The sequence below is a fragment of the Paenibacillus sp. Soil787 genome (assembly GCF_001429545.1).
Classification (GTDB): domain Bacteria; phylum Bacillota; class Bacilli; order Paenibacillales; family NBRC-103111; genus Paenibacillus_E.
In genome coordinates, this window is record NZ_LMSP01000034.1 from 21584 (window position 1) to 39914 (window position 18331).

11 protein-coding genes and 1 pseudogene are annotated in these 18331 nt (G+C 38.4%); all 12 read right to left on the bottom strand.

What is annotated here, in order from left to right:
* Positions 1 to 10 precede the first annotated feature (10 nt).
* Entirely contained in the window at positions 11 to 1636 is a 1626-nt protein-coding gene (locus tag ASG93_RS23925) for an ABC transporter substrate-binding protein (RefSeq protein WP_056835984.1), read from the bottom strand.
* Between the two features lie 44 nt (positions 1637 to 1680).
* Positions 1681 to 2562 (bottom strand): carbohydrate ABC transporter permease, encoded by an 882-nt coding sequence (locus ASG93_RS23930; RefSeq protein WP_156411017.1) that lies wholly within the window; start codon positions 2560 to 2562, stop codon positions 1681 to 1683.
* Positions 2563 to 2578: 16 nt separating this feature from the next.
* Entirely contained in the window at positions 2579 to 3559 is a 981-nt protein-coding gene (locus ASG93_RS23935) for an ABC transporter permease (RefSeq protein ID WP_056835988.1), read from the bottom strand.
* A gap of 271 nt (positions 3560 to 3830) precedes the next feature.
* Positions 3831 to 6221, bottom strand: a complete 2391-nt coding sequence (locus ASG93_RS23940) for a helix-turn-helix domain-containing protein (protein WP_056835990.1) — start codon at positions 6219 to 6221, stop codon at positions 3831 to 3833.
* 236 nt (positions 6222 to 6457) lie between these two features.
* The gene (locus tag ASG93_RS23945; RefSeq protein ID WP_056835991.1) at positions 6458 to 8095 is read right to left on the bottom strand and encodes an ABC transporter substrate-binding protein; all 1638 of its coding nucleotides are present in this window, start codon (positions 8093 to 8095) and stop codon (positions 6458 to 6460) included.
* A gap of 39 nt (positions 8096 to 8134) precedes the next feature.
* Entirely contained in the window at positions 8135 to 10459 is a 2325-nt protein-coding gene (locus ASG93_RS23950) for a helix-turn-helix domain-containing protein (protein WP_056835994.1), read from the bottom strand.
* 509 nt (positions 10460 to 10968) lie between these two features.
* Positions 10969 to 11376, bottom strand: a pseudogene (locus tag ASG93_RS23955) (sigma-70 family RNA polymerase sigma factor); the annotation flags it as partial.
* Between the two features lie 172 nt (positions 11377 to 11548).
* Complete coding sequence (locus ASG93_RS23960) at positions 11549 to 13087, bottom strand: response regulator transcription factor (protein WP_162262878.1); 1539 nt, start codon at positions 13085 to 13087, stop codon at positions 11549 to 11551.
* Positions 13088 to 13094: 7 nt separating this feature from the next.
* Positions 13095 to 14777, bottom strand: a complete 1683-nt coding sequence (locus ASG93_RS23965; protein WP_056835998.1) for a sensor histidine kinase — start codon at positions 14775 to 14777, stop codon at positions 13095 to 13097.
* A gap of 60 nt (positions 14778 to 14837) precedes the next feature.
* Positions 14838 to 16205: an ABC transporter substrate-binding protein gene (locus ASG93_RS23970; RefSeq protein WP_056836000.1), complete on the bottom strand. Its 1368-nt coding sequence runs from the start codon at positions 16203 to 16205 to the stop codon at positions 14838 to 14840.
* Positions 16206 to 16318: 113 nt separating this feature from the next.
* Entirely contained in the window at positions 16319 to 17149 is an 831-nt protein-coding gene (locus tag ASG93_RS23975; RefSeq protein WP_056836002.1) for a carbohydrate ABC transporter permease, read from the bottom strand.
* A 22-nt stretch (positions 17150 to 17171) separates the two neighbouring features.
* Positions 17172 to 18107 (bottom strand): carbohydrate ABC transporter permease, encoded by a 936-nt coding sequence (locus ASG93_RS23980; RefSeq protein ID WP_056836004.1) that lies wholly within the window; start codon positions 18105 to 18107, stop codon positions 17172 to 17174.
* Positions 18108 to 18331 lie beyond the last annotated feature (224 nt).

Sequence of the window (18331 nt, forward strand, 5' to 3'; positions counted from 1 at the left end):
TTAGAATAGTTTATTTCTTTTGAGCAAGGAAGGCGTTGATTTGTTTCTTCAATTCTTCTTTAATTTTATCTACACCTGAAGCCTTCAAATCCGCATTCATCTTCGACAAGTTCTCATTAACGTCGCCGAAGCCGGACAGTAAAAATGGTTGATACTTATCCATAACGGTGTTGCATTTGGCAAGTTCATTTTTTACAGGCTCTTGATCAAATGTAAAGCCGGCCAGTGCATTTTTCTTAAATGTATCCGGCTTAAATTGATATTCAACATATTTTTGAATTTGCTCCGGCAATCCTGCAGGAATTCGATGGAATGTCGGATTCCAGGTCAACTGGTAACCGGGGAAAAAGTAATTTTTCGTCGGGACTGGATCCGGAAGCTTCCACTGATTCTTTCCTACAGCAAGCCAGTTTGTACCTTCAATACCGTAGTTAAACAAATCATTGTTCTCCTGGCTGGAGAAAATCCAATCCAGGAATTCCATCGTTCTTTCAATTTTTTTAGATGTAGCAGGTATAGCAAGGAAATTCCACGCCCTGCCATCTGTAGATTGAGTACCTGGTTTCATTTCTTGATTGTTCTTAAAAATAGGCCAGAAACCAAGTTCTGCATCCGGAAATTTATTCTTTGTATTATCGTCTACTTTTCCAGTGAAACCATTTATTGTTCTGAATCCGGAAGCCAAAGGCTTTCCTGATTTAGCCGTATTAGTCACGGCATCTGCCGGGATAAATTTGTTAAACCGCTTCGCTTGATTAAACTCGTTCATAAGATAATCCAGACCGTATTTGGGATTAATGTTAGCCCATTCAGATGCCGGATCTCCATAAGCGGCCACACCCTTAACGGATTTCTCATCATCGGCTATTTGAACGTAAATGAAATTTCTCTTCGGATTTCCGCCGCCGGTAAATGGAAATACTTTCCCCTCCAGCTGTTGTGCATTGATATCGGTAAATAATTTAAAGAAAGCATTAGTTCCATAGTTATCAAACGGGATCATGTCTTTTTCATTTTCTTTCACTTTTTCAAGGTAGTTATATAAATCATCATAACTGCTAATATCCTTCATGCCATACTTCTTTAACAAATCTTTCCGGTACCAGACACCTTCCATATCCATAAACGTGTTTGTAATTGGAATGGCATAGGTTTTGCCAAAGATTTTATTGTCATTGATATAATCAGCTGAAAATGCCTTCTGAAGTCCGGGATATTTAGGGTTGTTAAAGTATTTGCTCAAATCCGCCAAAGCGCCTTCTTTAGCGTTTCTATCCTTATCAAACGGGACAAATAGATCGAAATCTTCTCCCGATGACAGCCATAATTGTTGCTTTGTACCAAAGTCGGCAGGCGGTGTCCAGATCACATCCAAGGTCGTATTTAGGGTATCCTTCGTCCGTTTCTCAAACTCTCTAAAGACGGGATCGACATTGCCATAATGCCCGTTTTCAGTCCCGAAGAAACGAATTTTAAGAGTAACCGGATCCTTCTTTGTTGCGGGCGCAGCACTTTCCGCCGTTTTGCTGGTAGGCGCTGTGCTTCCCGCCGGCTCGCTTGATTCTTTACTGCATCCAGCGATTGAACCAGCAAGCATTGTTGCAGCAAGCGGCAATACCAAAAACTTTTTGTTCATGTTTTTTCCTCCCTAATCATATATACTAAACCGCTTTTGCGGGTCTAACCCTTAACAGCTCCAACTACTAATCCTTTAACAAAGTACTTTTGCAGAAATGGATAAACCAAAATAATGGGACCTACAGTGACTACGGCAGTAGCCATTTTGGCAGAATTGGCTGGAACTATATAATTAACTACAACTCCTGGTATTTCATTAAATTGTTTTTGAAAATCCGCTTCTCTCAATACCTTCATGATCAGATATTGCAAAGAATACAGGTCTTTACTGTCAATATAAAGTACAGTTGTAAACCATTCATTCCAGAAACCAAGTGCATAAAACAATCCTATAGTTGCAAGTGCAGGTTTTGCTAATGGAAGGATGATTTTATATAAAATATAGATGTCATTAGCTCCATCTATTTTGGCGGACTCAGCCAACGAATCAGGTATTTGTGCAAAGAAATTTCTTAACAGAAACATATTAAAAGGATTAATTAACGCCGGTATAATATAAACTAAAATATTGTCTTGTAAATGTAAATACTTTGCTATCAGTAGATAGGTTGGTACTAACCCTCCGTTAAACAGCATTGTAAAATACACGAAAAAAGCAATCTTATTTCTGTGGGTAAAAGTTTTTACGGAAAGGGCGTAAGCCATAGCACTCGTAAGTATAAGGCAAAGCACCGTACCCAAAACCGTGAAAATGGTTGTTGTCTTGTAAGCGTTGAATATGGCGCTATCCTGAAATATGACCTTATAAGCAAACCAAGATATTTCTTTTGGAATAAGAACAAAGCCGGTCATTTGTAATGCTTTTTCGTCTGAAATTGAGCTTGAAATAATAATGATAAAAGGTATAACGCAAAATACGGAAAATATAATCATAAACAAATAAGAAAATATATCTATTCCTTTATCCTCAAGGCTTTTATTCACTTTAAACATTCCTTCCCTAAAAAATGGCTGAATCCGGATCATGTTTCTTTGCAAAAAAATTAGTTACGAATACGATAATTAAACCTACAACTGATTGATAAAGTCCTATAGCTGTAGACATGCTCATATCATTCAACTGTCTAAGCATTCTGAATACATAAGTGTCAATAACATCGGTAGTGTCATACAAATAAGGGTTGTCGCCTACAATCGCATAAATCATTCCTAAATCCCCGTGGAATATACCTCCGATGCCAAATATGGTCAAAAGCACTGCTGTTGTTCTAAGCTGCGGCAAAGTGATCTTTGTTATACACTGCCAACGGCTGGCTCCATCAATTTTGGCAGCTTCATATATTTCCTGGTCAATACCAGCTATAGCCGCCAAATATATAATTGAACCGAAACCTGCCCCTTTCCAAATTTTCAATACGATAAGTATCCCGGTCCATAATTTCGGATTTGAATAAAAATTTATTTCCTGCCCTTTTTGTATAAAACCAAGCGCTTTTAAAACGGAATTAACAAATCCTATATCCGTTGAAAGCAAAGCAAAAACAAACATCGAAACTAATGTCCATGATATAAAATTAGGAAGAATGACGATAGATTGTGTGATTTTCTTAAAATACTTGGAGCTGATCTCAGATAAAACAAGGGCAATAAGGACAGAAAAAAACAAACCGGTTATAAGAAATAATAGATTTAAAAACACCGTGTTCCAGGTTACTGTCAGCCATTCCTTTGAAGTGAAGAAATACTCAAAATTTTTCAACCCAACAAATTTACTTTTGAAAATTCCTTTTACTACATTATAATTTTGAAAAGCTACAATGATCCCTACCATCGGCAGGTATTTGAAAATCACAAAATATAAAACACCTGGAAAAACTAATAAGTACAAATAGAAATTTAGTTTGATCTCTGATAGGAAGGTCTTCTTTCTCTTCTTCATTACAACGCTGTCTGCTTTATTATTGCTTAAAGCTACATTCACATTTATCTTCCTCCTTTATATTTGTCGGTTTTGAATCCCCTAGAAATCGATGAAAGCCTTTCCCCTTTGACTTTAATACCAAGTTTAGGAGTGTTCAAGTTCTCGTTTTGACAAAATGCCGGTTTGATGGTTTTTGAACCTGTTCAAAATATAACTACAAAGGTTCCCGATGCTTATTGAACTCAGGCGGTTTCTGGCGAAGGTATTCTGTTACCGCTCCTTGGCAAGAAAAAACCGCTCATTTCCCGATAGGGAAACTGAGCGGCAACCGTCACTCGGCTATTGAAATCACATTATTTGGGATGCTATTTCGATAATTCTCCGGAGTACTGCCAAAGTGTTTTTTAAATATTGTAAAGAAGTGTTTACTATGTTCTGAATACCCAACCAATTCAGCTATCCTTCTGACAGGATAATCCGTTTCAATCAGAAGTCTCTGTGCTTCTGACATCCGGCATAGTGTAATATAATCTGACAATGATATACCTGTTATTTCTTTGAAAATAGACCTGACATAATTACGAGACAGCTCTACATAATCTGCTACGGTATCCGTTGATGTATTAATACCATCATAATGCTTTCCAACATAATCTTTAATTTTATTTACAATAATAACTTTGACATTTTCCTTCGAATCATTCCCTTTTGCCTCTACAACTTCGGAACAGAGTGAATAGAGATACTGTTTTATTTCCTCCAAGGTTTCGCAAGTTTGTATCTTGGAAACCAACACCTTTATGCTGTATTCTCCATTCTCAATACTAGTCTTGGTTATACTGCTTAGTGTCCTTGTAAGTAGCACTGCCAGCTGCAACAGGGTTATTTGTATTTTATCGGCACTAAATAATGCAAGCATTTCAAAAAACTCATTAAGGCTTGTGTCTATTTTTCTCAAATTGAGTTCCTTTATGGCTTCGATCAATCTCTTCTCAATTTCATACGGATATTCATGAAGATCATTATTATTTCGTTCAGCTATATCACAATAATTTATTACTGCTTCTCTACCGAATATAATTCGGTAATTCGAAGCTGCCAATGCATTATGGTAGGATCTGCCAATACTTTCAATACCTTCTACAAGATCACCTATTGCCGCAGATATAGAAATCTTCAAATATTTGTTTACTTTATCTTGTATTTCCTTTGTAGTATCGATTAATTTACTCATAATCTCGTCATTTCCATTATTCACATTTAAAATAGTACTTACATAATCGTGTCCGTTATCAATGCCCTCTACCTTAAATTGTTTTTCACGAAAGAGTTCAATTGCTATGTTAAGAATAGCAAATCTAACTAATCTTACGTCTTTCGACCATGAACCTGAAAGAACATTTTCAAAAGAATCCATTTTAAGTACAAGGGTCAAGAAGAATGGATGGTCAAAACTTACCCCGCATTCCATCAAATAATCTTTGTCGTAGATTTTTTCGTCAATATTCCCCTCAACTAATTTCTCCAATAATGTCTTCTTCTTAGTATTCAATATGCTGCTTGAATCCAGTCTGTATTTATCAACATCGTCAGCTAGCTCATTGAAAGTATGTTTCAAATAATCGTATACATCAAGAACTGAATTTTTTTTCTGATTCCTAACTCTTAGTTGTATATCATGAAGCAATTTTCTAAAGGGATTATATATACTTGATGTAAAAAAGGCTGCTATAATGACCCCCACAAAAATAAAAACAATGGTTAAAATCAATAATGTTTTTTGCATCGAATAGGCTGACGATAAAAGCTTGCTATATTCACCAATGCCTATAAATATCAAGCCTAAATGCGTTGCTTTCACATAGCTGACAAGGGATTCCTTATCGTTAATCTCCGTTATAAAACTTCCTTTTTCATCATTAGATTCCAGTATTTGTTTCGCATAGCTTTCATTGGCAATATTTTTATTGATCATAGAAGTGTCATCATGAGATAATACATTACCGTTTTTGTACATAATCAATACCTGATTAAGATCTCCGGTTCTTCCACTGGTAACCATCTGCTGTAGTATTCTTTGATTTAGATTAATGACCAATGACGATTCAATTTCACCATTATTTGCTTTGTTTGTAAGAACCAAGGTTAAGAAATTTTCACTTACATTTTTATTATCTATTACATAATCCACTTGTCTTGTAAAATATTCATCTGAAACGATATTTCCCGGTTTTCTCAGTATATGGATTATATCTTGATCTAAAAAATCAGTTGTAGTCTGAATCCCTTCCCCAAGCTCAGGAATACTGAAAATTACCCTGTCAGCCTTTGAATTATAAATATAAATGGAGCGAATAAGCGGACTTGACATCGCATATTGCTTGAGTTTTTTTAATACATCCTGATCGGCGAATATATCTGATTTATTATCATACAAACCATAATTAAGATCACTATCCAGATTATTGACAAATAACTGATAAAAATTATAGTAAACATTTATGAGCATCAGATCCGCAATATAATAAGATTGAGATATAAAATTTTCAGAGGTACGACTTACTTGCTCTATACTTTTTTGGCTGTAAGTACGAAATAATACAAAGGAAAAAACGGATAATAGAACTATAACAATAACTATATAGGATGATAAGATTTTTATTAATAAAGAATTTCTTCTATAGTGGGATTTTAGCCTGCCCCCTGCACGATCTACTTTCATTTTGCAGCCCCCTCGAAATACCTTCTCTCCGTCTTCGGGTAAAACCACATCCTCACTTTAACAAGATACTCTCTTCTCGATGCTTTCAGTATGCACAAAATAGCGCTTGCAGACTACTTTAATATATAATGAATACTGTGATCGAACTCTTTCAAACACTGCAATCGTGCATGATTGCTATGATTTTAGGACATGTGAAAATGAAAAGAGGAAGGCGCAATGCCTTCCCCTCTTAACTACTTACCGCCTTTATCAAGATACGCCTGGACTTGCTTGACCAGCTCTGCTCGAATCTTATCCAATCCGAGCGCACGAAGTTCCTTGTTCATCTTCGTGGCCGTATCCCTCCAGTTCGGATCGGAACCCGTTACGAAGAGAGGCATATATTCGCCAAGTTTGGGTGTAACTTTGGCAATTTCAGTCTTTACAGGCGTTGCGTCGAATACAAATCGGGCCAGAGGCAGCGTATAATACGCGTTATTCGTTTTTACAAATTGGAGTACCTTTTTCGCATATGGATCCGTATCAGCATTCGTGCGTTCATACATCGAGTTCATCGACAATTCATACCACGGGAAGCTGTATTTTTTAGCTTGATCATTCGAACGCGAATAGCCATTATCTCCGATCTTGGTCCAGTGTTCGCCTTCGATTCCCCAGGTGAATAGATCGTTGTTTTCCTGGCTGCTGAAAATCCAATCCAAAACTTTCATCGTACGGTCAACATTTTTGGCCGTAACCGGAACAACAGCGTGGTTGTACGGGATATAGTTGGTTCCAAGAGCTTGGGGCTGAAGCTTGGCGACTTTAGTGTTATAGACGAAGTACTCGATATCTGCGCCGGGAATAGCTTGTTGGATCGTTTTCTTAACGCCAGCCATCGCTCTTACATCCCATTCGCTTGCCGAGGCTTTGCCGGAATCGAACAGCGCTCCGGGGCTCTTCTGAGCCAAAACATCTTTCTCAAGGTATTTGTTCCATTGAACATACTTATCCAGGTATTGGTACAGGTAATCCGGTTTATTATACGGAGCAGGGAGGTTTGCATAATCCGATGCCGGGTCACCCAATGTTACAGCACCTAATACCTTCTTGCCGTCATCGGAGAGAACCACGCTGAAATTCACGCCTGTGCCGGAGATGAAGTACGGGTTGGTGCGAATGTTCTTTTGCACCTCTTCATTAGCAAACATTTCACCATCGGCAAAGCCGCGAATATTTCGTACAGCCAGAGGAACCAGCTCCGGGTTCTGCTCCTTCACCTTATCCATGAACACCTGGAACTCTTCCATGGTCTTGATCGGTTGCAAGCCATATTTCTCGCGCAAGTCCTTGCGGTAATAAATGACGTTCGGAATCTTCCAAGCCTCCGTCATTGGAATGCTGTAAAGATGGCCGTTAACTTTATTGGCTTCAATCAGTTCCGGTGGAAACGCTTTCGTAAGTCCCGGGTATGCATCATTGTTGAAATACTTTTCAACCGGCTGATAATACCCCTTTGCAATATTCTGATACAAGGTTCCGATGCCAAGATAGTCGAACGACAAGTCCACTTCCTCGCCGGCAGCCATCTTCAGTCCCAGCTTCAGCGTCAGTTCGCTGCTGGCAAACTCGATATCGAGCTTGGTATTCAGTGTATCCTTGGTGCGCTTCTCGAACTCGGCCAACACCTTATCCATCTCTACCGGCTTGCCTTGCAAGAACAGGAATTTTAATGTTACAGGTTGAAGACGTTCGGAAGATGCGGATGCTGTGGCGCTTGTAGCGGTAGAAGTTTCAGTTTCTCTCTTGTCTTTAGAACAAGCTGCTGTGGACAATGCCAGGGTTGAAGATAACAGTAGTACGGTTGCTTTCTTAATGTCCTTCCCTTTCATACTGCAATTCCTCCCTGAGGCAACCTTGTTTGTATGCCATTAATTCAACCGATGCTCCATTCGGTAATGCTGCGGCGACTTGCCTGCGAACTTCTTGAACGAGACATAAAAATAGTTAGTATTGGCTATGCCGACCATCTCACTGATCTTTGCCGCGGGATAATCGGTTTGGATCAGCAGCTCCTTGGCTTTATCAAAACGGTAATTGCTGAGATATTGACTTATGGACTCGCCACATAGATCATTGAATATTTTGCGTACATGGTTTTTGGTCATTCCGGTTTGCTTCACCAAGTCGTCAATGGTTATGTCCGGGTTACTGTATTCCGAATGGATATACTTCTTCACCTTCTCAACAACCTTGACACCTCTTAAGGAAAAATCATTGTCCCGGAAATCCATAATCTTCTCACAGATTCTTATATATTCCTCCTTTATTTGAGCTAATGTATCCCATTGGCGCAAGGATTCCGATAATGAAGACAGATCCATGTGCAGTAATTCATCATCATCTGTAATTACCTTCGCAATACGTTCCGACATCATCACCATTTGAGACAGGTACTGAATGATTTCTTCATACTGATATTCCGAAATCGTCTCGAAAAAATCGTCTGCAAGCGCTCGAAGCTTCTGTTTGTTTCCCGCCTTCATTTGATCCGTAATCATCTTTTCCAATTGGTAAGGATATTCATTCCCAGGCATCCGTTGTGACATATCCGGCACGTAAGGGATGACCGTTCCTGTCCCGTGAATAATTCTATATTGTGCCGCCTGACATGCCTGGTGCCAAGAGTAAGTCATTTGCTCGAGACGCTGTACAACAGTACCGAAGGATATGCTTACGGATAAAGGGAGATATCCCCTTATATTTCCCAGCACTTCATGGAATGCTTTAAGATAAGCATCGGCATTGTTCGGTTGATCTTTAGCCATGTTCATTAGAACAGCGATCGTATCTTCATTATATTCGAATAGCTCCGCAGTACAGTAGGGAACCAAAGTTTCGTCAACGATATTCATAATCGCATACTTGAACAATGCTTGGTCTTTCAATTGAAATCTGTTGCTTAGTGAATAATAATCATCAATCCGAATCGCAGCGGCCAGATAAGGTCCACCGGACAAATCGATTCCAAGACTATGAAGCCGCTTTAGATTATTGGGATCTTCCTTAAATAGTCCAAGTATAATCTCCTTTAGCAATTCCCTCTTGCTGGCATCTCTGTACCTTGACATGCTGTTTTGCAGGTCATGCACCCGTTCCTCTTGATGGGAAATCCATGATTCGATCAACTTATACTCGTTTGCATGCGGTTGATGGGGTGGTTTGGATGAACCCTCTCCTATTTTCCTTGCCAAGTTCCGAATGGGCATGTAGATCGCCCGAATGGAGAAAAAAGCAATAACAATCGCAATAATGACAAACAGACCGGTAATACCCAGGATGAACCGTTGAACCATGATTACAGTTCCCAAAATGCTGGTTTCTTCCACCATACTGATTGCGATCCATCCCAGTTGATCGGATTTCAAATAGGAAACCAAATAGTTATCCCCTTTGATCGAAACACTGATTTGACCCCTTGTATGTTCGGAATGCAAGATTTCATCGATATAAAGTTCATCCGCAATATTTTTCAAGAGAAATTGTGGGTCCGAATGGGAAAGTACCAGTCCATGCTGATCGATAATCATGGACTGTCTTGATATCCCTTGCCCTGATTTGCTAATGAGCTCCTGAAGTGTTTTTTGATTCAAGTTGACAACCAGCGCTCCATCTGAAGCTCCATCCTGCTTAAACTGTGTATAAATGATCGATAACAAATTCATTTCTACTGGAGTATTATTATAAGAAAACCGTTCCCTTCTTGGAATAAAAACTCCCCTGCTGCCGATTTTCTGTCCTTGTTTTAACAGTTCGGTCATCCCGTTGTCGTAGAAGGAATCTACCGTGTTTCGGGTGCTTTCGGAGGAAAATACGATGTCATGATTCATGTTATAGATATAAACCGATTCTATTAAGGGATTGGCTGCTTTTAAATCCACGAGCTTATCCCGGATCCGCTTGGATTGCATGCCGCTAAAGTCATCCCCATACATGGCGTTGAAAATCTCCATATCATTCGTATAAAGCTGCCCGAAATAGTAATAGGTGGACCGGAGAAGCACATCAACCGTGTGGTAAGCTTGTTCCGTCATGGTATCAACCGATGATCTGGCTTCCTTGGTTAAACCTCTGGAAACGGTGTTGATCACGAAATAGGAAACTAAACTAACCAATATCAGCACGAGCATGGAATGAAAAAACACCGTTTTTCCCAATACTGAATTTTTGAAAGGAATACCACTGATTCTCTTCATCGTCATCCCCCGCCTTTGCATATCCGCCATGCTTATGCCCGATACGAAATCCTCATTAAACTCTCTCCACCACTTGCCGTGTAATTGAACAGAGCAAACGCATGCTTGCTCCCGGAAAGTAAGTCCAACCGGATCATTGCCAAACGCCCGCAATAAAGATCATGTTCAAGTACTTGCTGGAGGTAATCCCAATATGCTTCTTGAAGCACATACTGAAATAATTGGCATCTGCATACCGAACCCGAGCAGCCACGTATTGAACAACTTTCTCTCCTTGATCGAAAAATAAATGTGGAATCGCTTACAGCGCAACCGATATCATGAGAAAATCTATCATAGTATGTTAATAGCATGGTCATTGTATCAAAAACTAAGCTCATTGAAAAGAGAGCCTTACGTTAAACATGACTCCCCATGAAATAGCCGCGATCTCAATAGTAATCCCTTCTACAAATATCACAGGCTACAAAAATAATCAGGAGGAAGACACATCAAGATGGAAAGCATCACCCCGAGCGAATTCCCTTCTCTCGATCGTCCAAGATCTCTAAATTCCGATAAATTTTGCTCTTCTCTATCTTGAGCTGAACCTTATCCACGACATCGTCCGCTTCTGTACCGAGGATGTCGATCAATGTGATTTCATTCCCCTCTTTGTCCGTTCCGATGGGATCATGCAAAGACACATCTTTGCGCGTTTTCTTCAACGAGCGAAGATGCATAAGTATTTCATTTTCGATACAACGCGCTGCGAAAGTCGCCAGCTTCGTACCTTTGTTTGGCGAGAAAGACTCAATCGCTTTGATCAAGCCAATCGTCCCAATCGAGATCAAATCCTCGAGATCTTCCCCTGTATTGTCGAATTTCTTGAGGTTGTGAACACGAAGCAACGTAAAAACAAACATAAGAAGCACCATTCCACACAAGTGGCTAGGTGCTTCTCGCCAAAACGCTATGGGGCTTCTCCACATGAGCCAAAGTCCATTTGGAGCCACTCGTTAACACCTGTTCCAGATTGCGGAGCCCACTTGGTACTTGTACTTCCATCTTTCGCATTATTCGGCGAATTTGAGAACTGTCGAACTGTCTTTACACCATACTCCGGTCTTTACTTGGATTAACTTTGTAATATCTCTTGTATAGTTTACTGAAATAAAATATATCTTGAACACCGATTCTATCGGCAATTTCACTAATGGCGAGTGGAGTTGTCCGTAAAAGCACCCTTGCTTGTTTCATGCGAACCCCTTCCACATATTCAATAACGGATACGCCCTGATGCTCTTTAAATAGTTTAGAGAAATGAGATCGACTTATGTTAACGTGATTACTTACATCATCCAAAGTGAATTTGTTTCGGTATTGTTCATGGATATAGTTTAATGCTTTGACAATTTCTATCCGATGTGTGCCCAAATAATGATAGTCATTTAGCCATCGTTCAAATATGGATTTATAATCAGTTAACCGAAAGGCTTGTTTGTAGCTTATTTCCGATTTCAAATCTTCTGGGACAGCAAATCCCTTTTTCTCGATAAAAGTGATCAGGAATTTTAAATCTTCTTTAACCGTACTAGGCGGACGCTTTAAATAACGGATCAAATCAAAAAAGGACTCGATCCACATCGGCAAATTTGAAATTGCAGTGTAGTTGTTATCGTTTTCCATCTCCATGTTTTGAAAAAAAGAATACAAATCTATATCTTTGCTTGTAGATTCGCACTCATTTGGTGAAATGAGGCACGCTGGCGTGCAGTAAAATAATTGTCTCGTATCGTTGATCGAATGACGGACCATCTCAAATAATGAATCTAACGTCGTGAAATCATATCCCGTTATTAATGAAGATTCCAGTTTTAAAAATTGCTGCAACGCAAGCTGAACTTCTTCCATTTTCTCGGTGTGCTTCTCCCTATTGCTTTCACCGAAATCCAGAAGTATAAATCTAGCGTTTTCTAAATGAAATAATTCATTTTTAGGATGAAATTGTTTAATGACTTCTACGGCTACATTCATAAAAGCGTATATGGCAAGATCTGTCTTTTTGTTAAATTTTGCTTCACACCATTCAGAAAATCGGTCCACTTCAAGCAGTGTAAACATCGACTGGGGTTCCTCGAACTGGAAGACTTGGACATTCAATTTCAATGACCTCTTTATTAATTCTGCCGAATTAATACGCTGATGCTGCCATTCATAAAATAATGAGTTTTGAACCATTAACTGTTCATTGGAGTCCAAACGTCCTTTGTCCGAACCTTGATTTCGCGAATCTTCGTAAGCCTGATTTAATTCGGAGACCAGGCTTTCCTTATTGATGGTTGCTTTAAGCAAATAATTTTTCGCCCCATAACGCAATGCCATCTGAGCAAGGTCAAATTCTGCATAGTTGCTTATTACAATTGACCATAACCGGGGATAGAGAATCTTACACTGTTGTATCAACTCTATACCATCCACGATAGGCATGCGAATATCTGTCAGCATAATGTCCATTGCGTTATTCTTTAATACATCTAATGCATCTCTACCATTTTCCGATTCCCATATCTCAATGCCACTGTCCTCCAACATCCACTTTATGTGTTTACGGATAGGCGCCTCATCTTCTACTATCAAAAGCTTCATCCAAGCGTCAGCTCGTTTCATCTGGAATAAATACCCGAATGCAAGTCCCTATAGATGGGGAACTCTGAATATCAATATAGGCGGATCCCCCATAGTGAAGCAACAAACGATCTTTTACATTCGCTAACCCAATGGATTTTCTCGATTTTTGTGTCTCCCTATTTATAAATCCGTCTCCATTATCTTGAACGGTTATCTCCATTCCACCCTCTTTAAACTGTGCGAATATTTGAACCCATCCGGTTGGTTTACCAGAAAAAGCATGTTCAAAACAATTTTCTAAGAGTGGCTGTATAAGCATACGTAATACAACCTTTTCCATAGTCTCCTCTTGAAAATGAATATCGACTTTATATTCGTCACCAAATCTAGCATTTTGTATCTCGATATACCTAAGTAAATACTCTTTCTCTTCTTTTATCGTCCAATGAGAATTTTCCCTATATAATTGCTGTCTTAAAAGAAAAGAAAGAGATAGTATTAATGAACTTATCCTTTGCTGTGAGGTGGAGTCGGCAATAAATCGAATCGTACTTAATGTATTTAATAAAAAATGCGGATTCATTTGTTGCTGAAGCATTTGCATTTCCAATTTCCTTTTTTCAGTAGAAGCCAGTTCAAAGTTTTTACGAGAGGTCGTCAGATTATGGACCAATTGGCGAAGTATTTCTGATAATTCAACGATTTGGTAATCGGATTGAATGGATATCGTTAAATTGGGTGAATTCGATGTTAATTGCTTGGATAAGGATCGTATTTGATTAAATATTTTTCTAGTTGTCTGAAGTACCACTGCCATAATTCCAAAATAAATAATTAATATCACTACAATCGTCATAAACACAACAAAACTAAACAATTTCAACTGGTTGTTTAAAAAATCCGTACTTTCCAATTGATATAAGTACCAATTCGTTGGATTTAGCTGCTTCATGCTGTGAGTACTCGTGCTTTTCGATATTTTCTCTATTGTTTGATCACCATCTATTTGAGTTGAAAACAAATTTTCGTGATTTTCATTTTCAATTACATAATGTCCCCCATCGTTTTTTAGAATATTTTGTATATATGAAATAGGGATAACGATTGAGATCATCCCCTTTTTTGTAGCAGTTCCAGGGTTGAACAGCCAGCGTGTGAATACAATAAAGCTTGCGGAATCTCCATTTATTTGAGGACAGTCTATCATAGACCATTTGAAACTATAAAAAATATCAGCTTCTTCCCAGTCCATGATTGTTAGAACCCGTTCCTGCAATTGTTCCTTTCTTAATCCCAGCCGAGATGTATCCGATTGATAAATATTGCCGTTGTTGTCACGTAGAATGACCGCGTATTTTTCATTGAGAAAGAAAGCATATTGCAGCCTTTCTATCGCTTCTAAATAAATTTTATTTTTCTCAATATCGTAAGGATCCTTCACGTCAAGTGAACCTAAAAATTGCCTATCGTTAATAAATAGATTTGTAGCCATAAATATTCTTTGAAATAAATCTTGAACACGAGAAGATGTTTGTTCCATCCTGAATTGATTAACCTCGTTCACCTTGCTCACCAAAGTTTGCTCGGTAAATCGATAAACAAAAAAGAGTACCAACGATAAGGGAATGAAAACGGCCACTAGCAAAAAAATTAATCTGCGCTGAACCGATTTAGGACCTGAATACCGTTTGTGACCCCACAACATCATGCTTCTTCTCCTTGTAAAAGTTCTATGCCCGCCTCTAATCAGACGAGCATAGAAAGTTACTTATTTATTTTTTTGATCTTGAATCACTTTGTCGACTTTTTGCTTAATATTTTTCAAAGTATCATCCACCGATACTTTTCCAGTGTAATATTGTGTAAGTTGATCCAAGAAGGTTGCTTCATATTCAGATGGCGCACCAAAAACCGGCTTTTCTGCGGCATTAATCACTTCAGGATCACCGCCAAACAAATATTTGATTTGTTCCACAGTGATTCCATCATCTTTTAACTTGTCAGCTAGATCTTGGAAGTACTTGTTCGCATCGATCTTATTATACATTGGAAGCGTTCCCGTACTCAAGGTGTAATCCGCGACGTACTCCTTAGCGAATATCAACGCTTCTTTGGCATGCTTTGAATTTTTGGGAACCGCCAAAGAATCGATGCTTGACCAGTTCATATGCTTGCCAGCCATTTCTTTAGGCACCGGCATTGGTGCAATTCCAGCTTTCCATTCACGCGGGAATTTATCTTTTTTCGTCGCAGCTAACTGTGCATACCATTGGGCACCAACAACCATTCCGTAATTACCGTTCCAGTAGGATAAGAAATCTGTATTGTTGGAGATATATTCCGCTACTGGCATTGCTGCTTTCTTCACATTGATAACATCATTCATCCATTCTAAGCTGCGTTTAAATTCCGGTGCATTAATATTGCTCAATCCATCTGAGGTATAGAACTTGCCGTCAGTTAATTGACTGCCGAAACCATAGTAGTACATGCCCCAATTGTTATAAAACATACCGTATACTTTGTTTTTTCCACTTTCATTGTTCGTTAGTTTCTGAGCGGTGACGGCGTATTCGTCCCAAGTCATTGGCACTTTAGGATCGGGGTATGGAACTTTAGCATCATCGAATACTTTTTTATTATAAAAAAGCATCCAGTTATTTTGTTGAATAGGAAAACGATAATATTTCCCATCTTTATCCGGTTTGAAATTACCGAAATCTTTACTCATATCTACGCCAGCTTCTTTGGCTGCTTCATCAATTGACATGAGAAATCCCTTATTAATCGCATCAAACTGATCTACACCATTGCCCCAGATTAAATCAACGACAGAGCCGCTAGCCAGCATGACATTACGTTTATTAATATATTGTTCATGGGGGACTGAGATCGGATCAATCTTAATATTCGGGTATTTTTTGTGAAAACGATCGATAAAAGCTTTAAACTCAGGTGTATCCATATACTCAGAAATATTTAATACCTCAAGTGTCACGCTGGCCTTTGAGCTTGCATCTGTATTCTTAGTATCAACAGCACTTGTATTGCTTGGCGAACTGCCTTTGGAACTGCAGCCTGCTGCCATGAAAACCAGCATACAGGACGCTGCGATAACGGACAATTTTTTAATCATTTGTGTTGTTCCCCTTTATTTATTTTATTTTTGTACAATTTAATTATAGAGTGAAATGAATTCGATATTGAATGGAATAAACGCTTGGCTCATTTGTAGAATTGTCTGTTCTTTTATCCTTTTATTCCTGAAGAAGTCACACTCTCGATAAATTGTTTTTGTAGAATCAAAAATACAGTTAGCACAGGGACAATAGCAAGGCATGCCAGCGCCATTTGTTGTGCATAGTCTTTACCGAATTGAGTTTGAAAACTTTGTAAGCCCATTGGTATTGTATAAAGATCTTTAGATTTCAAAAAAATCAGGGGCTGATAAAACTGATCCCAGATCATAAAAAAACTGAGTATGCCTAGCGTAATCAATGGAACTTTAGCTAAAGGTAGTGCTACTTTCCAAAAAGACCGTGTAATTCCGCTACCCTCCATGTAAGCAGCACTAATTAATTCACGAGGAAAACTCAAAAAAAATTGTCTCATCATGAAAATGGATAAAATATCCAAAATATTTGGGATGATTAATGCCCACCTTGTATCCAATAAATGAACAAAACGAAATGCAATAAACTGTGGTAATAAGGTAAGCTGATACGGTACAAATAATGTCATTAAGAACAGGAAAAATATGGATCCAGAATACTTGAATTTTAAAAAGCCAAATGAATATCCACCAAATGCAGCAATAATTAAACGAAATACAACTGAGAAGATGACAACAAATATAGAATTGTATAACCAAGTTAAAAAAGGCGTGTTGAGCCAAATGTTTCTGTAATTCTCGAAATTCAATTGTCCCCAATGGAAGAAGACAAATGGCTTTTCAAAAACTTGGCTTTCAAATTTAAAAGAAGTCGATACCATCCAAAGAAGCGGAGTGATAAAGATTAGTCCGATTATGATAAATATAAGTGATCTTATACCTTGTTGAACATTAAATCCATTTTCCACAGTTATCCTCCTCTCATTTATGTTATTGATAAAATACCCATTTCTTTTGTGCAATCCAATTGATCCAAATTAACAATAAGGTTATCAAGAAAAGAAACACACCGATTGCAGATGCATAGGAGAAATCAGAAAATTCAAAAGCGGAACGATAAATATAATAGGTAAGTGTGGTTGAGCTGAATGCAGGTCCACCTTTAGTCATTAAAGCCATTTGATAGAAAGCTTGAAGCCCACCGATAATTGTGATCAGTAGAAGAAAAAAGGTAGTTGGCGAGATTAATGGTAGCGTGATATGTCGGAATCTTTGCATAAGATTGGCCCCATCAATCGAAGAAGATTCATAGTAGTCGGTTGATACTGCTTGCAATGCGGCTAGAAATAAAATGCAATGATAACCAACGTCTTTCCATGCTCCGATGATAGCAAGAACAGGCAATGCCCAATGTGTATCCACCATGTATTGCGGAGGTGTAGAGACACCCAAGCTCATAAGTAAACTATTTAATGGTCCTTGCGTTGGGTGCAAAAACACATTCCAAACGACTAATGTTGCTACATAAGTGGTGATATAAGGAATAATGAAAAATGTTCGGACCAAACCTCTCATATAGAGTTTGGCATTAAGGATTAAAGCCATTGCAAGTCCAAGTACAAGGGTCAATGGGACATAAATCACCAAATAAATGCCTGTATTTTGAACTGATTTCCAAAAATCTTCTTCATGAATCATTTTGCTATAATATTTCAACCCCTCAAACGAAAAATCCCCTGACATGAGGTCTACTTTATAGAAGCTCAAGAAAAAAATTCCTAGTATCGGTAACAAAACAAACAGGAAAAATCCGATGATACTAGGGATTGCGAATATGAAACCCACTTGCTTTTCGCGTCTCTCTAATGAATAGCCATGGCGAAACTTCTTTTTTGCAGTATGAGTAAGTGTATTGATCTTCTCCACGGGTTGCCTCCTATTAAATTGATTGAATAGTTATATTATCTACTATTTCAGATGGACCCGGAATGGAGCAAATGCTTTACTCATTTGTATTATTGTCTTATTTGCTAGGGGTAGCAAGCCAAAACAAAAAGAACACGATAGCCCATATTGGGTTCCGTGTTCTTTGTTTGTGAACTACAAATTTTTCTCATAGGAAACTGACAATTCTCATCATTCATTCAACA

Coding starts and splice junctions, on each gene's coding strand:
- ASG93_RS23970 (WP_056836000.1), bottom strand. CDS start 16,205: ATGATTAAAAAATTGTCCGTTATCGCAGCGTCCTGTATGCTGGTTTTC.
- ASG93_RS23945 (WP_056835991.1), bottom strand. CDS start 8,095: ATGAAAGGGAAGGACATTAAGAAAGCAACCGTACTACTGTTATCTTCA.
- ASG93_RS23965 (WP_056835998.1), bottom strand. CDS start 14,777: ATGATGTTGTGGGGTCACAAACGGTATTCAGGTCCTAAATCGGTTCAG.
- ASG93_RS23940 (WP_056835990.1), bottom strand. CDS start 6,221: ATGAAAGTAGATCGTGCAGGGGGCAGGCTAAAATCCCACTATAGAAGA.
- ASG93_RS23925 (WP_056835984.1), bottom strand. CDS start 1,636: ATGAACAAAAAGTTTTTGGTATTGCCGCTTGCTGCAACAATGCTTGCT.
- ASG93_RS23960 (WP_162262878.1), bottom strand. CDS start 13,087: ATGAAGCTTTTGATAGTAGAAGATGAGGCGCCTATCCGTAAACACATA.
- ASG93_RS23950 (WP_056835994.1), bottom strand. CDS start 10,459: ATGAAGAGAATCAGTGGTATTCCTTTCAAAAATTCAGTATTGGGAAAA.